We start from the raw sequence: 713 nt of genomic DNA on the forward strand, positions 1-713 counted from the left end.
AGCCGTAGACTTAATTCTACGGCGGGTTTTCTGACTTACTGACAAAACCACCCCATCTACCCAATCCCCCAAAACCTATGCCACAATCAGAATAACCAACCAACACCACAACCATGACATACGCGAAAGCGCAGCAACTCATCGCCCAAGCAAAAGCGGAAAAGTGGGAAGAATTAGATCTCGCGGGGCTAGAATTAGAAGTATTACCGTCAGAGATTGGCGAGTTGACGCAGTTGAAGCGGTTAGTATTGGGGAAGTGGGATAAGGAGAAAGAGAAATGGGTAGGAAATCGATTGACGACGCTACCGGATGAGTTGTCGCAATTGAGAAATTTAGAGGAATTATCGGTTATAAGTAACCGATTAACAGAGATACCAGAATTTTTGGGAAACCTCACCAATCTCACAGAGCTTAACCTCAGTGAAAACCAGATAACAGAGATACCAGAAATCCTGGGAAACCTCACCAATCTCACAGAGCTTTACCTCTGGGGAAACCAGATAACAGAGATACCAGAAATCCTGGGAAACCTCACGAATCTCACAGTGCTTCACCTCTGGGGAAACCAGATAACAGAGATACCAGAAATCCTGGGAAACCTCACGAATCTCACAGTGCTTCACCTCTGGGAAAACCAGATAAAAGAGATACCAGAATCCCTGGGAAACCTCACCAATCTCACAGAGCTTTACCTCATTGGAAACCAGATAAAA

Annotated in this window: 1 protein-coding gene; it reads left to right on the forward strand. The window is 45.0% G+C overall.

The window, feature by feature from the left end:
* Positions 1-113: 113 nt before the first annotated feature.
* Positions 114-713: leucine-rich repeat domain-containing protein (locus NJ959_RS22720; RefSeq protein ID WP_254014024.1), on the forward strand; the 600-nt coding region annotated here is incomplete at its 3' end.

Source organism: Limnofasciculus baicalensis BBK-W-15 (assembly GCF_024178385.1).
GTDB classification, from domain to species: domain Bacteria; phylum Cyanobacteriota; class Cyanobacteriia; order Cyanobacteriales; family Coleofasciculaceae; genus Limnofasciculus; species Limnofasciculus baicalensis.